Annotated in this window: 2 protein-coding genes and 1 pseudogene; 1 reads left to right on the top strand and 2 read right to left on the bottom strand. The window is 70.9% G+C overall.

The window, feature by feature from the left end; all coding sequences use genetic code 11:
* The coding region (locus AB8Z36_RS40170) for a PASTA domain-containing protein (RefSeq protein ID WP_369218297.1) at positions 1–382 on the top strand (382 nt) is incomplete at its 5' end.
* A gap of 181 nt (positions 383–563) precedes the next feature.
* On the opposite strand, the gene AB8Z36_RS40165 is transcribed toward AB8Z36_RS40170, so the two are convergent.
* Positions 564–1106 (bottom strand): bacterial proteasome activator family protein, encoded by a 543-nt coding sequence (locus AB8Z36_RS40165; RefSeq protein WP_369218296.1) that lies wholly within the window; start codon positions 1104–1106, stop codon positions 564–566.
* Positions 1107–1227: 121 nt separating this feature from the next.
* Positions 1228–1504 (bottom strand): annotated as a pseudogene (locus tag AB8Z36_RS40160) (hypothetical protein); the annotation flags it as partial.

Here is a 1504-nt window from a genome sequence, read left to right as displayed (position 1 = left end):
GGCCATCGGCGGCCTGATCACGGCGATCTCCCTCAACGGCGACGACGGCAACAAGGAAGCCACCGACGACAAGTCGAAGCAGCCGGTGGCGGGGCACAAGGGGCCCGATCGCAACAACACGGTCGAGACCGAGAAGTGCACCGAGCCGGAGACGGCCTACAACGACGAGAACAAGATCAAGGTGCCTGACTTCACGTTCAAGGACTGGAAGTCGGTGCTGTCCTGCCTCCAGGCCGCCGGCTGGGGCTACGACAAGCGGCCGATCGACGAGAACGCGTACGGCCAGGACACCGTCATGCGGCAGACCCCGAAGGAAGGCACGGAGATCGACCCGAAGAACGTGGAGATCCAGTTCGACATCTCCACGGGTGACCCGGCCTAGCACTGACGGGCAGAGACAGGGAGAGGGGCCCCGGCGTACCGGGCCCCTCTCCTTTCGCGTGCCGCGGCTCTCGCTCTCTTCGAGGCTTACGGGTGAGGACCGCGCTTACGGGTGAGAGCCGCGCTCACAGACAAGGACCCCGCTTGCAGACAAGGACCCCGCTTGCGGGTGCGGGCCCCGCTTACAGGTAGGGCCCGCCGGTGCGGCCCGCCAGGCCGCCCTCCTCGTCGTCCTCGCCACCGCCCACGCCGGGCGGCAGCGCCCGCCGCATCGACTCGAGCTGGGCCCGCGCCGCCATCTGCTGCGCGAACAGCGTCGTCTGGATCCCGTGGAAGAGGCCTTCGAGCCAGCCGACCAACTGGGCCTGCGCGATCCGCAGTTCAGCGTCGCTCGGCGTCGACTCCTCGGTGAAGGGCAGCGAGAGCCGCTCCAGCTCCTCCACGAGCTCGGGCGCGAGACCGTCCTCCAGCTCCTTGACCGAGCTCGCGTGGATCTCCTTGAGACGGGCCCTGCTCGCCTCGTCGAGAGGAGCCGCCCGCACCTCCTCGAGAAGCTGCTTGATCATGCTTCCGATGCGCATGACCTTGGCCGGTTGTTCGACCATCTCCGTCACCGGAACCTCGCGGGATTCGTCGTCTCCGCCGCCACCGAGCGCCATTCCGTCCTGGCCCACGACCAGGACCTGGGGGCTCTCCGACGACCGTTCGCTCCTCGGCATCTCCATGCCGCCATTCTCTCGTACCCGGGCTTCACACACGGGTGGTGCCCCCATACCGAGGTGATCCACCCTCGGCCCGGGGCGCGGCGGCGGATCAGCCAGGGGTCGGACGCGGGTCGGCCGCGGGTCAGCCGCGCCGCAGCCGCAGCCCGAGAAAGCCCAGGCCGAGCCCGATGAGGAGCAGGCCGCTGCCGAGCGGCAGGACCCGGAGTCCGGGCAGCACGGGCCCGGCGGGCGCCCGCTCCGTATCCCCGGGAGCCGCGTCCCGGTGCGCCGCCGCGGCCGGTGGCATCTCGCGCGGGTGCACGAACGGGGACGGCTCGGGGGGAGGCGGCGGCGGATCGGGAAGCTGCGGGTCCACCCGGCCCGGCCGCGCGCGGCCCTCACCGGGCCCACTCCCCGCA

Source organism: Streptomyces flavofungini (genome assembly GCF_041028215.1).
GTDB lineage: Bacteria > Actinomycetota > Actinomycetes > Streptomycetales > Streptomycetaceae > Streptomyces > Streptomyces flavofungini_B.
The sequence above is the reverse complement of the archived record's forward strand: the minus strand, read 5'-3'. Positions and strand labels throughout refer to the sequence as shown.

Excerpts from the sequence above, each read along its gene's own strand:
- AB8Z36_RS40165 (WP_369218296.1), bottom strand. The coding sequence starts at position 1,106 with ATGGAGATGCCGAGGAGCGAACGGTCGTCGGAGAGCCCCCAGGTCCTG.